Here is an 18,581-nt window from a genome sequence, read left to right on the forward strand (position 1 = left end):
ATACTGTAACCTACCGTTGATTACATCCAAACTGGTCACCAAACAGCGCAAGTAATGATCATCGAAACCGGGCGCGCACGCCCAACACCGGAGATCCATTATGACAAACGCGATTAATCTCACCCGCGTAACTACTGCACTGGCGACGGGAGCCCTGACCGCAATGATCGCTCTCGCACCCGTCGCTCACGCACAGGACCGCGACTATTCCACCCATCATGAACTCGGGTTGATGCAAGGCTTCCCACCGACCGCCGACAAGCAAGTGGACAAGAGCAATGCTCTGTTTGGCGTTCCGCACAACCGCTGGTCCTACCAGAATATGAATACCCTATTCCCGTCCGCTTCGATCTCCAACGCCCAGTACCCTGTCGATCTTGTGCGCGCCGTTGACGGCGGCATTGAACGCCTGGATGTGGCTCGCGAAGACGGCAGCAAAGTTGAATTCGACACCTATCTGAAAGAAACCTTCACAGACAGCCTGGTGGTCATCCAGGGCGACAAGGTTGTCTTCGAACGTTACCTGAACGGGATGAACGCCAACCAACCACACCAGATGATGTCTGTGACAAAATCCTTTGCTGGTCTTTTCGGATTGATGGCGGCTCATGAGGGACTGGTGGACGAGAACGATCCCGTGACCAAATACGTACCTGAGCTTGCAGAATCCGGCGCGTTTGGTCAGGCAACATTCAAGCACGCACTGGACATGACCGCGTCCATGGATTTTTCAGAAGACTACGCAGATCCGAATTCCGGCATCTCGGCCTATGCGAAGGTTTTGGGCTTGGTTGAAGCAACTGAGGAAGAACGTGTCGCAGAAACAATCTACGAATTCCTGCCAATGATGCAGAAAGATTCCGCCCACGAAAACGGCGAAATCTTCCACTATCAGACACCAAAAACAGATGTGGTGAACTGGGTCACCAACAGGGCCACAGGCGAAAGCTTCCAGAACAACCTGCAAGACAAGCTTTGGTCCAAACTCGGCACCGACGGAGAGACCTATGTCTTGCTCGACCGCAATGGCACTCTTTTTGCCGGTGGCGGCCTCAATGCGACACCAAATGACCTTGCCCGGTTCGCGACGATGATGCTTAACGACGGCGAATTCAATGGCCAGCAAGTTGTCGCCCCCGAGGTCATTCAGGAGCTCGCGGACGGCGGCAGCATCGAAGCTTTCACCAACGGCACCGAATCCAAAGGGGTTATGGGCGGCAATGACTGGAGCTACCGTGCGCAGTGGTGGGTACGCCACACCCCCGGTCACGAAGCTTTCTCGGCCATCGGTGTGAACGGGCAGTGGATCTACATTGATGTGGAACGTGACATCGCGATCGTCAAACAGTCATCCCAGCCGGAATCGTCCACAAACTACTTCGACGAATACAACATCAACGCCTTTGACCAGATCATCGGTCATCTGACGAAGTAATCGGCGAAAAAAGAGTTCGGTATCCCGGTGCCTGTCACAGGCGCCGGGCTTTTTTGTTCAAAGAACGTCGCTGGGGTTTTGCATGATCAAAGCCCCGCTCACCCAGCCCCAAAAATCGTTCCTTCAGATACCGTATGCAACCGTTGCCTACATCCCGCCGCCGAACATCAGCCGCTAAATCAATTTCACGAACCACAACTTCTAGAAAAGGCAAAAAAATGAACTACTCCTCCCTCAAATCCATGCGCGCCGCTGCGGTGGCCGCTTTGGTCGCGGCCAGCGCCGTGGTCGCTGGTTCGGCCCATGCCGACACTTGGGATGGTGCCTATTTCGGCTTCCAATTCGGTGCCGCAACAACTGACCTCAAGGACAATGACGCCGCTGGCTTGGCTGGATTGCAGGTCGGTCGCGACTGGCAAGTCGGCGACTGGGTAATGGGTGTCGGCCTCGATGCTTCTGCCATGAACGGTAAAACACTGGGCGATGACTTCAAGGCGCTCGGCCGCCTCAAGGTCCGCGGCGGTTATGACTTCGGCCGGACGCTCCTCTATGCCACCACTGGCGCAAGCTATGGCGATCACAACGTCCTGGGCCAAGACTTGGGTTACTTTGTCGGGATAGGAGTTGAACACAAGCTGACCGAAAATTGGAGCATCAGCGGCGAAATCGCCCAGCACAACTTTGGGAACTACAACGGGTCCGGCAAGTTGGAGCCAACCGTTGCCACCTTAGGAGTCAACTTCCGCTTCTAAGCAAGTGTCCTGCGCAGATGGCGTTTCAACTGCGCAGGACCGCCATTGCCACAACTAATTTCTCACCGGTTTTCAAAAGGCATTTTTCAACGACGTTTCACTCCAACAACGAAACGAACGCATTTTCATAATCATTTTTGGGGTCGCACTTTAGCGGGCATTCAAGACAGCCCCGCACAAAAAAAGCCCGCCGTTTTGCAACGGCGGGCGATTTTTTTAAGTCATCAACGTGCTTACCCGCACTTGCTGAACCCACAGCTGGGACACGTCATGCAACCTTCCACCATCTGCAAGCCATATTCGCCACAACTCGGGCACGGTTTGCCACGCGGAGCTTCTCCTACAGCCACGACTTCGGCCTGTGGATCGGACTTTAGCCCCATGCCTTCGCCTTCGATAAATCCGATCGCAATCATGTGGCGCTCAAGTACACCGCCAATGGCTGCCAGAATAGACGGGATGTACTTGCCTTCCATCCATGCGCCACCACGCGGATCAAACACTGCTTTCAGCTCTTCAACAACAAACGACACGTCACCACCACGACGGAACACCGCCGAAATCATACGCGTCAACGCAAGCGTCCATGCATAGTGTTCCATGTTCTTGGAATTGATAAATACTTCGAAGGGTCGGCGGTGGCCGTTGATGATCACATCGTTCACGGTCAGATAGATCGCATGCTCACTGTCCGGCCATTTGAGTTTGTAAGTCGCACCCTCAAGGCTCTGCGGACGCTCCAGTGGTTCGGACATATAGATGACCTCACCGCTGTCTGCCACGTGATCCGCGGGCTTCTCGCCCGGCGCATCCTCAGAGCTTTCAGACACAGCCAAAACGGAGCCGGTAACGTCGTTTGGACGATAGGTTGTGCACCCTTTGCAGCCGGTGTCCCATGCCTGCATATACACATCCTTGAAGTCATCAAAACTGATGTCTTCAGGGCAATTGATGGTTTTTGAAATAGAGCTGTCGATCCACTTCTGGGCTGCGGCCTGCATCCGAACGTGCGCAGCAGGCGCCAGCGTTTGCGCGTTCACAAAATAGCTCGGCAACTCCTTGTCGCCAAACTTGTCGCGCCACATCTGCACGGCATAGTCGACAACTTCTTCCTCGGTACGCGACCCGTCCTTTTGCAAAACTTTCCGCGTGTATGCGTAGGCAAACACCGGCTCGATACCGGAACTCACGTTGCCTGCATAAAGGCTGATCGTACCTGTCGGCGCAATCGAAGTCAGAAGCGCATTGCGAATACCGTGTTCGCCAATCGCCGCTCGCACATCTTCGTCCATGTCCTTGACCATACCACCAGCAAGGTACTTGTCCTTGTCAAAGAGCGGGAACGGACCTTTCTCTTTGGCCAGATCGACAGACGCGAGATATGACGCCCGCGCAATCGCTTTCATCCAGACCTCTGTCTGCTCTGCAGCTTCTTCGGTGCCGTACTCCAGACCCAGCATCAGGAGCGCATCTGCAAGGCCAGTCACACCAAGTCCAATGCGGCGTTTGGCCTGCGCTTCCTGTGCCTGAAGCTCAAGCGGGAACTTGGATGCATCCACGACGTTGTCCATCATGCGCACCGCTGTCGCGACCAGATCAGTCAAAGCATCCTGATTGAGTTCGGCATTGGCCTCAAATGGGTTGCTGACCAGACGCGCGAGGTTGATCGACCCCAGCAGACAGGCACCATATGGCGGCAGAGGCTGCTCGCCACAGGGGTTTGTTGCCGCGATCTCTTCAACGTAGTTCAGGTTGTTGCGCTGGTTGATACGGTCAATGAAAATCACACCAGGTTCAGCGTAATCATAGGTGGATTGCATGATCTTGTTCCAGAGATCGCGCGCTTCAACCGTGTGGTAGACCTTGTCACCAAAGGACAGCTCCCAGGGTCCGTCTGCCTTTACAGCTTCCATGAATGCGTCCGTCACCAGAACCGACATGTTGAACATACGCAACCGCGCTGGATCGGACTTTGCTGTAATGAAGTGCTCAATATCCGGGTGATCACACCGCATGGTTGCCATCATCGCACCGCGGCGGCTGCCTGCGGACATGATCGTGCGGCACATCGCGTCCCAAACGTCCATGAACGACAAAGGCCCAGATGCGTCCGCAGCAACGCCCTTTACGTCGGCCCCTCGAGGACGGATCGTGGAAAAATCGTACCCGATCCCGCCGCCTTGTTGCATCGTCAGCGCCGCTTCCTTCAGCATATCGAAAATACCGGACATGCTGTCAGGCACCGTGCCCATGACAAAGCAGTTAAACAAAGTCACCTGACGCGCGGTACCTGCGCCAGCGGTGATCCTTCCTGCGGGCAGGTATTTGAAATCTTCCAACGCCGCATAGAATTTGTCTTCCCATTTGGCCGGATCTTTCTCGACCTTCGCCAGATCGCGCGCAATCCTGCGCCAGCTGTCCTCCACGGTGATATCGATAGGAGTGCCATCGGCCTCCTTGAAACGATATTTCATGTCCCAGATCTGCTCGGCGATGGGGGCAGCGAAACGACTCATTCTAGATTCCCTGTAGGTTCAGCGCGTTATTGTGAAGAGGCTCCAATCTATAATGAATCGTTACGGCGACACAACTGCGAACCTCGGGGAAGGCACAAAGAAAGCACACCACTGGTTGCGGTTAGGCGCCCATCGCATACTATATAAGGCCTCACCTTGGGACGAATCTGTGGGCAAACTGTGGATAACTACATCAACCTCGTAAAACTCAGCGTCGGCACCGAAAGTGTCGAGAGCCTGACCGCATGGCAGCATATGCGTCGGCAGCAAATGCCAGACGTTTTGCCGCGCCACGTGACTCGGATGTGGCCCAAACGGGAACCGGAGATTCTCAACGGCGGATCGATTTATTGGGTGATCAAGGGCGTCATACAATGCCGCCAGAAAATCCTGCGTCTGGACGAGGTCCGAGGCGAAGATGGCATCCGCCGATGCGCCATCGTGTTGGATCCGGAAATCCACCGGACTGTGGCCGCGCCGAAGCGGGCGTTTCAGGGATGGCGGTATCTCAAGGTGGAAGACACTCCCGCCGACCTGCCAAAGTCTCGGGCCAACGATGACGCTCTACCGGATGAACTCAATCAGGCCCTGGCTGAAATTGGGGTTCTCTAAAGCGCCCCATAGCCCGTGACCTGAGCGAAAGACGCTCCTTACATTTTCGCACACAACCCTCTCTCGCATCGCAAATTTACACAAAAATTCACAGATGGCACTTTGTCTCCAATAAAGGAGACATCTATGCCCACCACCCACACAGCCTACAGCACAGCGGAAACCCTCGACTTTCCGGGGGCAATCACTCTGCGTATCCTTTTGACCGGAGATGACACCGGCGGCGCACAGGAGATTTTTGAGGACATCGTGCAACCGGGCGTGGGGCCGGGGCGCCACATCCACCATGATCAGGATGAAACCTTCTTCTTCCTTGAAGGCGACTTTGTCGTCGAGATCGACGGCGTTCTGCACACCATGTCGCCCGGTGACGTCGCATTCATTCCGCGTGGCTCGGTCCATGCCTTCAAGAACGTTGGAACAACCGAAGGACGCCTGCGCTACGTGTTTTCGCCTGCGCTGAAGATGGAAACAATGTTCCGTGCATTCCACGCAGCCGCTCAGAATGGCGAAATCGAGATGGACGAAATGGCACGCATCGCAGAGGAGAACGGACAGACCTTCGTCGGCCCGCCCCTCTGACACAAAGAGCGACAAAAGAACGCTGGGAAACGTTGGACTTGGACTTAAAGTTCCAACGTTTTCAAAACAGCTTTCATCACGCTGCGCTCTTCGTCCGTCATTTCGGCCACCCGACTGCGGAAAAGGGTCGCCTGCGATTGCAGAACCAACGCGTCATCCAAGATCTTCAGGTGGTTTGCGCGCAACGTGTCACCGGTGGATGTGATATCGGCAATCGCTTCGGCGGTCAGATTTTTCACCGTGCCTTCCGTTGCCCCCTGGCTATCGACCAGTTGGTAGTCGGCAACGCCGGCATCCATCAGGAACTCGCGCACAAGCCGATGGTATTTTGTCGCAATTCGCATGCGGAAACCGTGACGCGCGCGAAAATCGGACGCAGCAGCATCCAGATCATCCAAAGTGTCCACGTCCGCCCAACAACCAGGTACCGCAATGATCAGGTCGGCGTGACCAAAGCCAAGCTCTGCCAATTCCTGAACCTGCTGCTCCCACTGGCCCAGCTTTTCGCGGATCAGGTCGGTACCTGTCACACCCAGGTGAATCCGTCCTGCCGCCAACTCACGTGGGATTTCTCCCGCCGACAACAGCACCAGCTCAACGCCGTCAACGCCTTCCACGGCGCCGGCATACTCGCGGTCGGACCCCGTCCGGCTCAACTGCACGCCGCGCGCGCCGAACCAGTCAAAGGTCTTCTCCATCAGTCGCCCTTTCGAGGGAACACCCAGCTTGATACTCATGCCGCGTCCTCCAGGTTGACCAGAATGCCTGGGCGGATGACACCCCCGACTGCCGGAATTTCGCGACCTTGCCCCAAAACTTGGGTAAGGGCGTCGTACCGTCCTCCGGTGGCCACGGGCGGCAAGTCCGCCCGTCCCTCTGCATAAAACCCAAAGACAAAGCCGTCATAGTATTCCATCGAGGTCCGCCCATAGGATGCTTCGAAGTCGAGGTTCTCGACATCAACACCACGCGCGTCCATCGCCTCGATCCGGTCTCTCAGGCGATAGGCCGCTTCCGAGATCGCTGGCATATCCACGGCAAGATCACGAATGTGTTCCAACGCGTTGGGCACGGTCTCCCGCACATTCAGCAAGGTCTCGATCAAATCGACCTGCATCGCTGAAATCGGCTCTGCCTCGGCATCCGCCCGCAACCACTCGACGCGCGCCGAGACTTCAGCCTGCGTCCGAAGACCGATTTCGGGGAAACCGTGTTGCAATGGTTCTTCTGCGGACAAAAGTCTGACGCGGCTAGCCGGTGTTTCTGCCCGTCCGGAAAACCGGTCAAGAAGGGCCTTGAAACGACGCGGTCGCCAGATATGGCGCGCAAGGGCCTTCTTCCGCCGCTCTGTGGTTTCCAATCCGGCCACAGCCGCCGCGAGAATACCGATGTCGCCCGTTGCGGCCCGCACCGGAACATCTCCAAGCGCGTCTTTCACAACTGCGAACACTTCAGCGTCCGAAGCCGCGGGATTTTCACGGTCAAAGACTTCATAGCCGACCTGCAAATATTCGTTCGCGCGCGCCGCGTCATCCTCCTGGCGACGGAAGACTTCGCCTGCATAAGTATAGCGCGCAGGTTCTGCCCCATGCGTCATGTGCATCTGAACGACAGGCACCGTGAAATCCGGCCGCAACATCTGTTCGCCGCGAAGCGCATCAGAAGTCACATAGGCGCGCCCCCGAATGTCCTCACCATAAAGGTCCAACAAGGCCTCGGCCGGCAACAAGACCGGTGTCTCCACCGGAACCGCACCTGCAGCCTGAAACCGCGCGCTCAGCTCCGCCGCCCGCGCCTTGATCTTGGCTTTCTGGGTCATCCGTCCGCAGACCCCTCGACTTGCGACGCCAAAATTTCACGCACCTTGGCAACAAGCTCACCACGGCCAACTTCAAACTGGCTCGGCCGTTCTTTCCATTCCTCCAGAGTGGCGCTTTCCGCAATCTTGGCGCCAAGGATCAAGTCCTTGATCTGCACCACGCCGCGCTCTTTCTCGTCGCCACCCTCGATGACCGCCACAGGAGAATTGCGCTTGTCCGCGTATTTCAGCTGGTTGCCGAAGTTCTTCGGATTGCCGAGGTAGACTTCGGCGCGAATGCCTGCATTGCGCAGCTCCGCCACCATCGCCTGATAGTCTGCCATCCGGTCGCGATCCATCACTGTTACCACAACGGGACCAACGGATGTTCCGCCCATTCTGCCTTTTTCGCGCAGCGCAGCCAAAAGGCGATCAACGCCAATCGAAAGACCTGTAGCCGGCACAGACTGGCCTGTAAACCGCTTGACCAGATCATCGTACCGGCCACCACCAGAGACCGATCCGAACTGCCGTTTCCGGCCCTTTTCGTCGAAGATCTCGAACGTCAGCTCCGCTTCGAACACGGGTCCCGTGTAATACCCAAGCCCCCGCACGATCGAGGGGTCGATCTCGATCCGGTCACTGCCATAACCACCGGCAGCCAAAAGGTCACCGATCTGCTCCAGCTCGGCGATACCTTCTGCACCGACAGTCGAAGCGCCCACGGCCCCCCGCAGGTTCTCAAACGTCTTCGCGACATCGTCAGCCTTCGATGTCAAAAATGCGATCACCGGTTCGATCTGATCGTCGGACAGGCCCACACCGTCGATATAGGCGCCCGAGGCATCCAAACGGCCCTTACCGAGCAGCTCTCGAACGCCGCTCTCGCCAACCTTGTCGAATTTGTCGATGGTGCGCAGTACGTTGTCCTTGGCCGCTTGGTCCTCGCCAAGCCCCATAACCTCCAGCACGCCGTTCATGACCTTGCGGTTGTTTACCCGCACAAGGTAATCGCCACGCGGAATGCCTACGGTCTCCAACGTGTCCGACAGCATCGCGCAAATCTCTGCATCCGCCGCCATGGACGCCGTGCCAACGGTGTCCGCATCGCACTGGTAAAACTGGCGATATCGTCCCGGTCCCGGCTTTTCATTCCGCCAGACCGGCCCCATCGCGTAGCGGCGATAAGGATTGGGCAGATCGTTGCGGTGCTGGGCATAGACCCGCGCCAACGGCGCCGTCAGGTCATAACGCAACGCCATCCAGTCGCCCTGATCCTTCTCGTCAAATTCCTGCCAGGCGAACACACCTTCGTTCGGGCGGTCCACATCCGGAAGGAACTTGCCCAGCGCTTCAACTGTCTCGACCGCGCTGCTCTCAAGGGCTTCAAAACCGTAGCGATGATAAACCCCGGCGATCTGATGCAGCATTTCGGTGCGCTCAGTCACCTCAACACCGAAATAGTCGCGGAAGCCCTTTGGCGTGATCGCCTTGGGGCGTGGGGCTTTCTTCTGCTTGGCCATCGCTATGGTCCCTGTGAATTAATTACGCCTGTGCCTTTACCCAATGGGCGGCAGAGGGGCAAGGAAAGGGTTTGTAACACGCCTTGGATGCACCAGAAGCGGGGCTAGATATCCTTGAAATCTCCTCCGCGGCCCTTGCCAGAGGCAAACCGCGCGGCTCCCGCAGCGCCTTCCGCTGCGAAGGCCGCAAACGAAGCCCACTCTCGTCGCAATTCACGCGCCAGATTTTCCCCACTCATCCGCCCCGAAAGAAAGTCGGCCCGCATACAAGCCTGCGGGAACTGGACCAACGATTGAGCCAACTCCAAGGCGCCGGACAAAGCGAACCCTTTCGGACAAACGCGATCGGCCAAGCCCATTTGCGCGGCCTCGGCCGCATCAATGCCCCGTCCTGTCAGGATCAGGTCGTTGGCACGTCCCTGACCAATGATCCGAGGCAGCCGCACAGTTCCGCCATCAATCAACGGCACGCCCCACCTTCGGCAAAACACGCCCAGCGTGGATCCTTCCGCGACAACGCGCATGTCACACCACGCCGCAAGCTCGATACCTCCGGCGACCGCCGGACCTTCAATGGCCGCAATTACTGGCTTGGACAGCATCAATCTGGATGGGCCCATAGGCCCGACGATCTGTTCCGATTGTGCGTCTTGCCAGTTTTCGGGGATCTGGACCTTTGCAATCCAGTCACCGCCGTCTGCCACCGCTGCCGCCTTCAGATCAAAACCTGCACAAAAGTAGCCATCGGCACCGGTCAGGATCGCCACGTCCACGGCGTCATCCGCGTCAAACGCCTTGAAAGCATCGAACAGAGCCTGCGCCGTTACTGGATCCACCGCATTTCTTGCCTCGGGCCGGTTTATCTCCACAACCCGCACACGCCCTTCGTCCCGAATGTTCACAGTCATCACTGATCCTCCCTGCAACGATCACATAAGCCCGGCGCCAACTTCACAAGAAAAACCCCACGTCGCTTGACGCGCAGCGGCCTGACGACCTATCTGGACACCATGGAAAAACTCGAAGAACAGATCGCCCACCTGACACGCACCGTCGAGGAACTCAGCGACGTTATCGCCCGTCAGGACGGCGAAATCGCCTTGCTGACCCGCCGTGTGCAAATGCTGCTGGAACGCGAAGCCAGCCGCGAGTCCGATGGCGGCGGCGGTGTGGTCATGGGCGACGAACGCCCGCCGCATTACTGAGGCTGCGTCCAAGCTTAAATCGGAAGTGTGGCGCTCTTACCTGCCTCAGAACTCCTCCACCGCCATCACACCTTCAACAGATTTCAAAGCACCTTTGATCTGCGGATTGACAGGGAATCCGGCACCCGCATCGATTTCCACCTCGCCGGGCAACTCCATGTTGTTGAGGCAGAACATCACGGGTCCCTTTGGGGCTTTCGGGTTGGCTTCCTTGGCGCCTCGCAGGATGTTGGCCACCGGCACCACCGCAGAACTGTCATCAAGATAAATCTTGAGCCCCGAATTGCCTGCATCCGCCGCGATCACGTCCACCGGCGTCATGGACTGCGCCAGCAGCTTGAGCTGGTCGCTCTCCATCTCGGCTTTGACTGTGACCACCACTTTTGAGCCGGTTTCCAGATGCTCCCGACACTTTTCCAGCGTGTCCGAGAATATTGTGACCTCGTAAGCACCGGTCGGATCTGACAGTTGCGCAAAGGCAAACCGATTGCCCTTTGCGGACTTCCTCTCCTGCCGCCCGGAAACCCGACCGGCCAGCTTCGCGACCAACGGTCCGCCTCGTGCCTTTTCGGTCAATTCGTCAAGCGTGAGCACCTGCTTGCGCTTGAGGGCCGGCATATAATCTTCCAACGGGTGCCCCGACAGGAAGAAGCCAATCGCGCGGGCTTCCTCATCAAGTTTCTCTGCGGGCAGCCAGTCGCCCGCAGGCGACAAGCGCGGCTCGGGCAGGTCATCGCCTGCCTCGCCAAACAGGGACACCTGATCGCTGGCTTTCTGATCGTGGATCGCCGCGGAGTAGTTCACCAAGCCATCCAGGCTTTCCAGCACCCGCCGCCGGTTGTTGTCCAGTTGATCAAACGCGCCTGATCGGGCCAGCATTTCCAGTGGACGCTTGCCCACCTTTTTGAGATCAACCCGGCGGGCAAAATCAAACAGCGTCGCAAAGGGTTTGTCGACGCCATCCACCTTACGCCCTTCGGTGACCAGCTTCATCGCTTCGATACCGACGTTCTTCAGCGCACCGAGCGCATAGACCAGAGCTCCGTCGACCACCTTGAACGTCGCATCCGAGCGGTTCACGCAGGGCGGCACATAAGGCAACTTCAGCGCCTTCTTCACTTCTTCAAAGTAAACCGCAAGCTTGTCGGTAAGGTGAATATCGCAGTTCATGACACCGGCCATGAACTCGACCGGATGGTTGGCCTTGAGCCACGCGGTCTGGTAACTCACCACGGCATAGGCCGCCGCGTGCGATTTGTTAAAGCCGTAGTTGGCGAACTTCTCCAGAAGGTCGAAAACCTCACTGGCTTTCTTCGCCGGAACCCCGTTTTCGGCCGCGCCCTTCTCGAACTTCGGACGCTCGGCGTCCATCGCCTCCTTGATCTTTTTACCCATCGCACGACGCAACAGGTCAGCGCCGCCAAGTGAGTAGCCCGCCATAACCTGCGCGATCTGCATCACCTGTTCCTGATAAACGATGATCCCCTGCGTCTCTTCGAGGATATGGTCGATCAGCGGGTGGACGGACTCGATCTCCCTCAAGCCATTTTTGACCTCGCAGTAAACCGGAATGTTCTCCATGGGACCCGGACGATAAAGCGCAACAAGCGCAACAATGTCTTCGATACAGGTCGGTTTCATGCGCTTAAGCGCATCCATCATCCCTGTGGATTCCACCTGAAACACGGCCACGGTTTTGGCTGCAGAATATAGTTTGTACGTCGGATCATCATCCAGCGGGATCGCGTTGATCTCATTCACCGCACCTTCTGGCGGCTCGTAAAGTTGGGTGCCATCCGCGGCAATGTGAATATCGCGTCCGGAACTGAGGATCTGTTCAATGGCATTCTGGATGACTGTCAGTGTTTTCAAACCCAGAAAGTCAAACTTAACAAGCCCGGCCTGTTCCACCCATTTCATGTTGAACTGGGTCGCAGGCATGTCCGAGCGCGGGTCTTGGTAAAGCGGCACCAGCGCATCCAGCGGTCTGTCACCAATCACCACGCCAGCTGCGTGTGTGGACGCGTTCCGAAGCAACCCCTCGACCTGCATCCCGTATTTCAGCAACCGGTCCACAACCTCTTCGTTGCGGGCCTCTTCGCGCAACCGCGGCTCCTCTTTCAGCGAGTCCGCAATTGACATTGGTTTCACGCCCTCGACGGGGATCAGCTTGCTCAGCCGATCCACCTGCCCATAAGGCATCTGCAAAACCCGCCCGATGTCGCGCACAGCGGCTTTGGACAACAGCGCACCAAAGGTGATGATCTGCCCCACCTTGTCGCGGCCGTATTTCTCCTGCACGTAGCGGATCACCTCTTCTCGGCGATCCATGCAAAAGTCGATGTCGAAATCCGGCATCGAAACACGTTCCGGGTTGAGGAAACGTTCGAAGAGCAACGAATATCGCAGTGGGTCAAGGTCGGTGATCGTCAACGCATAGGCCACCAGCGAGCCCGCACCCGAGCCCCGCCCGGGGCCCACCGGAATGCCCTGATCCTTGCCCCACTGGATAAAGTCGGCAACGATCAGGAAGTAGCCTGGGAACCCCATTCCTTCGATAATACCAAGCTCGAAATCCAGCCGTTCCTGATACTCCTCTACAGACACCGCGTGCGGGATCACCGCCAAACGGGCCTGCAGACCTTCGTTTGCAATCCGGCGAAGCTCCGCGACCTCGTCATCCGCAAACTTCGGCAGGATCGGGTCCCGGCGATAGGTTGCAAAGGCACAGCGCTTGGCGATTTCTACTGTGTTCTCAATCGCTTCCGGCAAATCCGCAAACAGGGCAACCATCTCTTCCTGAGACTTGAAATAATGCTGCGCCGTCAGGCGCCGGCGGCCGTCCTGTTGATCGACATATGCCCCCTCGGCGATACAGATCAGCGCATCATGGGCTTCGTACATTTCCGTGTTCGGAAAATACACGTCATTGGTGGCCACGAGCGGAATATCCATGCCGTAGGCCATCTCGACAAACCCACGTTCCGTCAGCCTCTCAGCCTCGGGCTGACCGGTCTCTCCCGGGTGTCGCTGCAACTCGACGTAAAGCCGGTCCCTGTAAATCTCTTGGAAGCGCACCATCATGGCTTCCGCATCGGCCCGATGCCCCTGCTGAAGAAGGCGCCCTATGGGTCCGTCTGGTCCGCCCGTCAAACAAATCAGCCCAGCGCTGTGCGCGGCCAATTGCTCTATTGTCACCTGCGGTGCCTCGCCCCCGTCCTTGTCCACATACAGGCACGAACTCAGCTTCATCAGGTTTTCATACCCTTCTTCGCGCTGGCTCAACAAAACCACCGGCGCCGGTGCAGGCGGCTGCGTGCGTCCTGACGGATCATCGTGCGGCATTTTCACTGACACCTGACAGCCAACGATCGGCTGCACTCCGGCGCCCTGCGCGCCGACTGAAAACTCCAGCGCCGCGAAAAGGCTGTTCGTGTCGGTGATCGCCACCGCAGGCATGCCCATATCGGCGCACATGCCCGGCAGTTTCTTGGTCCGAACGGCACCCTCCAAAAGCGAGTATTCGGTATGGACGCGGAGATGAATGAATCGGGGTTGGCTGCTCATGCGCCCAAGCTATCCCAGCCCATCAGCCGAGGAAACGCCCGTTTCGCCACAAAGCGTCAAGTCACTGAATTAATGACAACAAAACGTCCAATTGATCCGGAAAGCCCAAAATTATGCACCGCAGTGCTTTTTGTGTTAACTTCTTCGCAATACCGGACAGGTTGCGCGCTTTTTACCAACCCGTTCTCCCCCGCACCGCGGTGGGAAAAAATTGCTTGCTTTATACATATTTGAACAGGGCGGACCGGACATGGACGACAGCCAGCATTCCTCGCATATCAAAACTATTCTTGAGAAGTTTCACCAGTACGCCAAAGACAACAACGATCTCGATCTGGCCAATTGCAAAGGCACCCAATCGCTTGCCGGATGGTTCATCGGTCCCATGGGAGAGAACGAAGACCTGATGACCCGTATGGCGCTCAAGGCGGTCCAAGCCAACAGCAACGCGCGCCGTGAATACGGCGACCAATGGGATGATCCGGTTTATGTCACCGACAGGATCAAGGCCGAGAAGGACTACAACGACACAGTTGCCGAGATCGAAAACCAGATGGACAAGATGCTCGGCTATCTGCACGGCTCGATCCCTCTGAGTAGCTACCGCAACCAATCTCACATGTATTGGGACTGCACCCTGCCCGGCTTCGCCGGCTACTTCGCCGCGATGCTGTATAATCAGAACAACGTCGCAGCCGAAGCCTCCCCCGTCACGACCCTGATGGAAATCGAAGTCGGGCGTGATCTGTGCCGAATGCTTGGATATGAAGTGCCCGAAGGCAACGAAAACCCCGACGGCACCCCGGTTCCGTGGGGACATATCACCTGCGACGGTTCCGTCGCAAACGCCGAAAGCATCTGGGCCGCCCGCAACCTGAAGTATCTTCCGGTCTCCTTGTCACAGGCGATCAAGGTTGACCCGTCCATGGCCGCGGCCAAGGACCTTGAGGTTCCTCTCCTGCAAGGTGGTTCCGCGAAGTTGACCGAACTCGACAACTGGAGCCTGCTAAATCTTGGTGTCGACACGGTCATCGGCCTGTCGCCCAAGCTGCAAGCAGACTTTGGCATCTCCTCTGACACCATCCAGGCCGTTCTCGAAAAATACTCGGTCCAAAGCATCGGCCTCGCGGACATGCACAGGACCTATCTGCGCGATGTCTCCGAACTGCCAATCATTCTGGCGCCTTCAACGGCACACTACAGCTGGCCAAAAGGCGCAGCACTAATCGGACTTGGCGCCAATCAGCTTCACAGGGTCCATGTCGATCTGGATGGCCGCATGGAAATGCAGGCCCTCCGCCAAAAACTGGATGACTGTCTCGAAGACAGGCGGCCGGTACTTGAAGTTGTCGCCGTCATTGGCACAACCGAGGAAAGCTCCGTCGACCCACTCGATGAAATGGTCAAAATCCGCGACGAGTACCGCAAAAAAGGCCTCGAGTTCACGTTGCATGTCGATGGGGCGTGGGGAGGCTACTTCGCGTCCATGATCCGCGAAGCCAAAGGCAAAGTGCTCGAAACCGAACCAGGCGCGACCCAGATTACCCCTGCCATGCACATGAGCAGCTACGTCAAACGCCAATACGAGGCCTTCCCGCACGCCGACACACAAACGGTAGATCCGCACAAGGCAGGGTTCATCCCCTATCCTGCGGGCTCGCTCTGTTATCGCAACGGGGCCATGCGCGACCTCATCGCCTTCACCGCCCCCGTGGTTTATCACGGCGGCGTTGATCCGACCGTCGGAGTCTACGGCATCGAGGGGTCCAAACCTGGGGCCGCTGCCGCAGGGGTCTATCTCTCGCACGCCGTCATCCGTCCCGACAAATCTGGCTACGGTAAACTGCTCGGCAAGTGCATCTTCAACTCCAAACGCCTCTATGCACAGCTGCTGGCTCTGAATGCGGATGAACAGCGTGTACGCGTTACACCGTTCCAACGCCTCCCGGCCGAAAAAGAAGGGAAGTCTCCAGAAGAGATCGAGGCGCAGGCGAACTTCATCCGCGAGCAATTCGTGCCGCGCCAGAACAATGACCTGCTGGCCTATCTTGCCGAAAACCGCAAAGCCAACGCACTTTTCCACGAACTGGGCTCTGATCAGAATATCGTCACCTATTCGCTGAACTTCCGCACAGCGGACGGTTGGAATACCGACGTGGATCTGATGAACGAATTCAACACGCTCATCTATCGCGCCCTGAGTATCAGCGAATTTGACGGTGGCGTTGTCCCCTCGGAAGGGATGTTTGTCACGTCCTCCAGCTTTGACGTGCCGACTTATGGTCAAACCTTTGTGGATCATTTCGGCGGCCGCGCCGGACTGACATCAACCAATGGCAAACCGATCAGCTTCCTTGTTTCAACAACACAGGACCCATGGGTTTCGGCCACGGCAGAAGACAACTATTTGCCCAAAGTCATTGCCAAGTTGGAGGAACAAGCGCTTAAGGCCGCCGCCGCTGTGATCCATAAACACGGTTTGACACCGCCGGAGCCCAGCGTATGACCGACAAGACGACGGAAAAATACGGCGCATGGGCGTCACCTATCGCGCCGCAAGCTTTGGTGGCAGGCGTCAAGAAATTCGAGCAAATTCAGCTAGATGACCTTGACATCTATTGGGTTGAGGGACGCCCGGACGAAGGCGGACGGTCGGTGGTAGTCCGCGCTGCGCAGGGTGAGATCGTCAGCGATGTTACCCCCCTCGGATACAACGCTCGCAGCCTCGTCAATTCGTACGGCGGTGGCGCCATGTCGGTCCAGGCCGGAACCGTTTGGTTCACCAATTTTGCCTCCAAGGATTTCCCTGACACCCACGATCAACGCATCTACGCGCTGCGCGACGGTCAGTTTCCGCAACCCGTCACCCCCAGACAGGACGCCCGTTTCTCAGACATGGTGCCAGACCACGATCGTGGCTTGATATATGCAGTGCAGGAACGCGGAGACACCAAACTGCACGGGCAGGCTCAACAGACTCTGGTCGCGCTTGACATGAACGGCAAAGCGCTCCCGCTGACAATCGCGGAAGGCAGCGACTTTTACGCTGCGCCCGCACTTTCGCCAGATGGCCGCCAGTTGGCTTGGATCACATGGGACTATCCTTCCATGCCTTGGGATGGCACACGTCTTCAGCTCGCCGATATTGATGAAGCCGGCAACGCCAGAAATATCCGCACAATCGGCGGCGCTCCTGCCAAACATGTCGACCCCGCCCTCAATCCGGTGCTGCAAAACGCCTTGCGGTATTCCGATGAAGCCATAGCTGAACCACGTTGGGGACCGGACGGAACGCTATATTGCGTGTCCGACAGATTGGAAATTGACGGCACCCGATGGTCAAACCTGCATCGCGTTGACGGCGAGAGCCTCACCGCCATCACCCGTGTCGCCGGTGATTTCACCAGCCCGCTCTGGCGATTGGGTGTATCGTCCTATGGATTCATCTCAGATCAGAAAGCGCTCTGCGCCTTCACCAGTGACGGTGTCTGGTCGCTGGCAGTCGTCGATCTGACCAGCGGAAACATGACCTCGGTGGATCTGCCTTATACGGCGATCTCACAGCTCAAGGTCGGCGACGGGTTCGCCGCTTTCGTTGGCGGCCGGTTTGATGGCCCCTCGGCCATCGTGCGTCTGGACACCGGCGACTTCAGCTTCCACGAGCTTCAAAGCGCCAGCCCCGACATGGACGCCAAGGTAAGAGCCTGTCTGGTGGCGCCTGAAACCATCAGTTTCGACGTAGAAAACCCCGACGGTTCCACCGCGCGCTCGCACGCATTTTATCACGCCCCCAGCAATCCGGGCTTCGAAGGTCCAGCCGACGAACGCCCCCCGCTGGTCATCGTAATTCACGGCGGACCATCCGCATCGGCCAGCGCCGCAGCCTCGCTGGACATAGCGTTTTTCACGTCGCGAGGCTTTGCAGTTCTGGACACCAACTATCGCGGCAGCACCGGCTTCGGGCGCGCCTACCGCCAAAGCCTCTACGGAGAGTGGGGTGTCGTCGATGTGGCCGATTGTGTTGCAGGCGCCAACTACCTCGTTGCCCAAGACAAGGTGGATCGCTACAGGATCGTGTCCCGCGGAGGATCCGCAGGCGGCTATACAACTCTTGCGCTGGCCACATTCGCCAACCTGCTCAGCGCCGGTGCCAGCTACTATGGCATTTCCGATTTGCAAATGATTGCTCAAGACACCGACAAGCTCGAGGCGTACTACGCACCCTTGCTCGTTGGACCTTGGCCCGAAGCGCAAAAAATCTACAAAGCCCGATCGCCGCTTTTCCATGCCGACGAGATTTCTTGCCCTCTCATCATCTTTCAGGGGCTGGATGATCCGGTCGTGCCACCGCCGCAAGCCCACGTGCTGATCGACACGATGGTCAAACGCAAGCTGCCTGTCGCCTGGGAGTTCTACAAAGGCGAAGGCCACGGCTTTAGGCAAAGCGCACATATCACGGGATCGCTCGAGGAAGAGCTTTCGTTTTACGGATCCGTTCTAGGGTTCACACCAGCCGGGCATCTCAAGCAGCCCGACATCAAGAACTGGCCTTTGGGGGACGAAGGCAACGATTAGGAAACTGCAAAATCAT

General features: G+C 57.4%; 13 protein-coding genes. 7 read left to right on the plus strand and 6 right to left on the minus strand.

Annotated elements, in window-relative coordinates; genetic code table 11:
• The first annotated feature begins 100 nt into the window (after positions 1-100).
• Positions 101-1,435 carry a serine hydrolase domain-containing protein gene (locus BXY66_RS14645; protein ID WP_132861140.1) on the plus strand — a complete coding sequence of 445 codons (1,335 nt, stop codon included), beginning with the start codon at positions 101-103 and terminating at the stop codon, positions 1,433-1,435.
• Positions 1,436-1,653: 218 nt separating this feature from the next.
• Complete coding sequence (locus tag BXY66_RS14650) at positions 1,654-2,187, plus strand: outer membrane protein (protein ID WP_165929196.1); 534 nt, start codon at positions 1,654-1,656, stop codon at positions 2,185-2,187.
• Between the two features lie 233 nt (positions 2,188-2,420).
• Here the strand turns inward: BXY66_RS14650 and BXY66_RS14655 are convergent, their stop codons facing one another.
• Entirely contained in the window at positions 2,421-4,703 is a 2,283-nt protein-coding gene (locus tag BXY66_RS14655) for an adenosylcobalamin-dependent ribonucleoside-diphosphate reductase (RefSeq protein ID WP_132861142.1), read from the minus strand.
• Positions 4,704-4,883: 180 nt separating this feature from the next.
• Here BXY66_RS14655 and BXY66_RS14660 point away from each other — a divergent pair, with 180 nt between their 5' ends.
• Positions 4,884-5,315 carry a DUF1489 family protein gene (locus BXY66_RS14660; protein ID WP_132861143.1) on the plus strand — a complete coding sequence of 144 codons (432 nt, stop codon included), beginning with the start codon at positions 4,884-4,886 and terminating at the stop codon, positions 5,313-5,315.
• A 126-nt stretch (positions 5,316-5,441) separates the two neighbouring features.
• On the plus strand, positions 5,442-5,897 hold the full coding sequence (locus BXY66_RS14665) for a cupin domain-containing protein (protein ID WP_132861144.1): 456 nt from the start codon (positions 5,442-5,444) through the stop codon (positions 5,895-5,897).
• Between the two features lie 44 nt (positions 5,898-5,941).
• Here BXY66_RS14665 and hisG read toward each other — a convergent pair whose 3' ends face one another.
• The 4 genes from hisG to BXY66_RS14685 all read right to left on the minus strand — a co-directional run bounded on the left by hisG (position 5,942) and on the right by BXY66_RS14685 (position 10,126).
• Complete coding sequence (hisG, locus tag BXY66_RS14670) at positions 5,942-6,634, minus strand: ATP phosphoribosyltransferase (RefSeq protein WP_132861145.1); 693 nt, start codon at positions 6,632-6,634, stop codon at positions 5,942-5,944.
• Positions 6,631-7,716, minus strand: coding sequence for an ATP phosphoribosyltransferase regulatory subunit (locus BXY66_RS14675; RefSeq protein ID WP_132861146.1), 1,086 nt, complete (start codon positions 7,714-7,716; stop codon positions 6,631-6,633). Before BXY66_RS14675 ends, hisG begins: the two co-directional genes overlap by 4 nt.
• Positions 7,713-9,218 (minus strand): histidine--tRNA ligase, encoded by a 1,506-nt coding sequence (gene hisS, locus BXY66_RS14680; RefSeq protein ID WP_132861147.1) that lies wholly within the window; start codon positions 9,216-9,218, stop codon positions 7,713-7,715. Before hisS ends, BXY66_RS14675 begins: the two co-directional genes overlap by 4 nt.
• Positions 9,219-9,322: 104 nt before the next feature.
• Positions 9,323-10,126 carry a crotonase/enoyl-CoA hydratase family protein gene (locus BXY66_RS14685; RefSeq protein ID WP_132861148.1) on the minus strand — a complete coding sequence of 268 codons (804 nt, stop codon included), beginning with the start codon at positions 10,124-10,126 and terminating at the stop codon, positions 9,323-9,325.
• Between the two features lie 102 nt (positions 10,127-10,228).
• Between BXY66_RS14685 and BXY66_RS14690 the strand changes: the two genes are divergently transcribed.
• On the plus strand, positions 10,229-10,423 hold the full coding sequence (locus BXY66_RS14690) for a SlyX family protein (RefSeq protein ID WP_132861547.1): 195 nt from the start codon (positions 10,229-10,231) through the stop codon (positions 10,421-10,423).
• Positions 10,424-10,468: 45 nt separating this feature from the next.
• On the opposite strand, the gene dnaE is transcribed toward BXY66_RS14690, so the two are convergent.
• Entirely contained in the window at positions 10,469-13,990 is a 3,522-nt protein-coding gene (gene dnaE, locus BXY66_RS14695) for a DNA polymerase III subunit alpha (RefSeq protein ID WP_132861149.1), read from the minus strand.
• 250 nt (positions 13,991-14,240) lie between these two features.
• On the opposite strand from dnaE, the gene BXY66_RS14700 reads away from it, so the two are divergent.
• Together BXY66_RS14700 and BXY66_RS14705 are read left to right on the plus strand one after the other, a co-directional pair.
• On the plus strand, positions 14,241-16,496 hold the full coding sequence (locus BXY66_RS14700) for a pyridoxal phosphate-dependent decarboxylase family protein (RefSeq protein ID WP_132861150.1): 2,256 nt from the start codon (positions 14,241-14,243) through the stop codon (positions 16,494-16,496).
• Positions 16,493-18,565: a S9 family peptidase gene (locus BXY66_RS14705; protein WP_132861151.1), complete on the plus strand. Its 2,073-nt coding sequence runs from the start codon at positions 16,493-16,495 to the stop codon at positions 18,563-18,565. The genes BXY66_RS14700 and BXY66_RS14705 overlap by 4 nt, the downstream gene beginning before the upstream one ends.
• Positions 18,566-18,581: the final 16 nt, after the last annotated feature.

The organism is Shimia isoporae (genome assembly GCF_004346865.1).
Taxonomy (GTDB): Bacteria; Pseudomonadota; Alphaproteobacteria; order Rhodobacterales; family Rhodobacteraceae; genus Shimia; species Shimia isoporae.

What these genes read in the sequence shown, in the direction of transcription:
- BXY66_RS14645 (WP_132861140.1), top strand. Translation starts at nt 101, where the DNA reads ATGACAAACGCGATTAATCTCACCCGCGTAACTACTGCACTGGCGACG.
- BXY66_RS14650 (WP_165929196.1), top strand. Translation starts at nt 1,654, where the DNA reads ATGAACTACTCCTCCCTCAAATCCATGCGCGCCGCTGCGGTGGCCGCT.
- BXY66_RS14655 (WP_132861142.1), bottom strand. Translation starts at nt 4,703, where the DNA reads ATGAGTCGTTTCGCTGCCCCCATCGCCGAGCAGATCTGGGACATGAAA.
- BXY66_RS14665 (WP_132861144.1), top strand. Translation starts at nt 5,442, where the DNA reads ATGCCCACCACCCACACAGCCTACAGCACAGCGGAAACCCTCGACTTT.
- hisG (WP_132861145.1), bottom strand. Translation starts at nt 6,634, where the DNA reads ATGAGTATCAAGCTGGGTGTTCCCTCGAAAGGGCGACTGATGGAGAAG.
- BXY66_RS14675 (WP_132861146.1), bottom strand. Translation starts at nt 7,716, where the DNA reads ATGACCCAGAAAGCCAAGATCAAGGCGCGGGCGGCGGAGCTGAGCGCG.
- hisS (WP_132861147.1), bottom strand. Translation starts at nt 9,218, where the DNA reads ATGGCCAAGCAGAAGAAAGCCCCACGCCCCAAGGCGATCACGCCAAAG.
- BXY66_RS14685 (WP_132861148.1), bottom strand. Translation starts at nt 10,126, where the DNA reads ATGACTGTGAACATTCGGGACGAAGGGCGTGTGCGGGTTGTGGAGATA.
- BXY66_RS14690 (WP_132861547.1), top strand. Translation starts at nt 10,229, where the DNA reads ATGGAAAAACTCGAAGAACAGATCGCCCACCTGACACGCACCGTCGAG.
- dnaE (WP_132861149.1), bottom strand. Translation starts at nt 13,990, where the DNA reads ATGAGCAGCCAACCCCGATTCATTCATCTCCGCGTCCATACCGAATAC.
- BXY66_RS14700 (WP_132861150.1), top strand. Translation starts at nt 14,241, where the DNA reads ATGGACGACAGCCAGCATTCCTCGCATATCAAAACTATTCTTGAGAAG.
- BXY66_RS14705 (WP_132861151.1), top strand. Translation starts at nt 16,493, where the DNA reads ATGACCGACAAGACGACGGAAAAATACGGCGCATGGGCGTCACCTATC.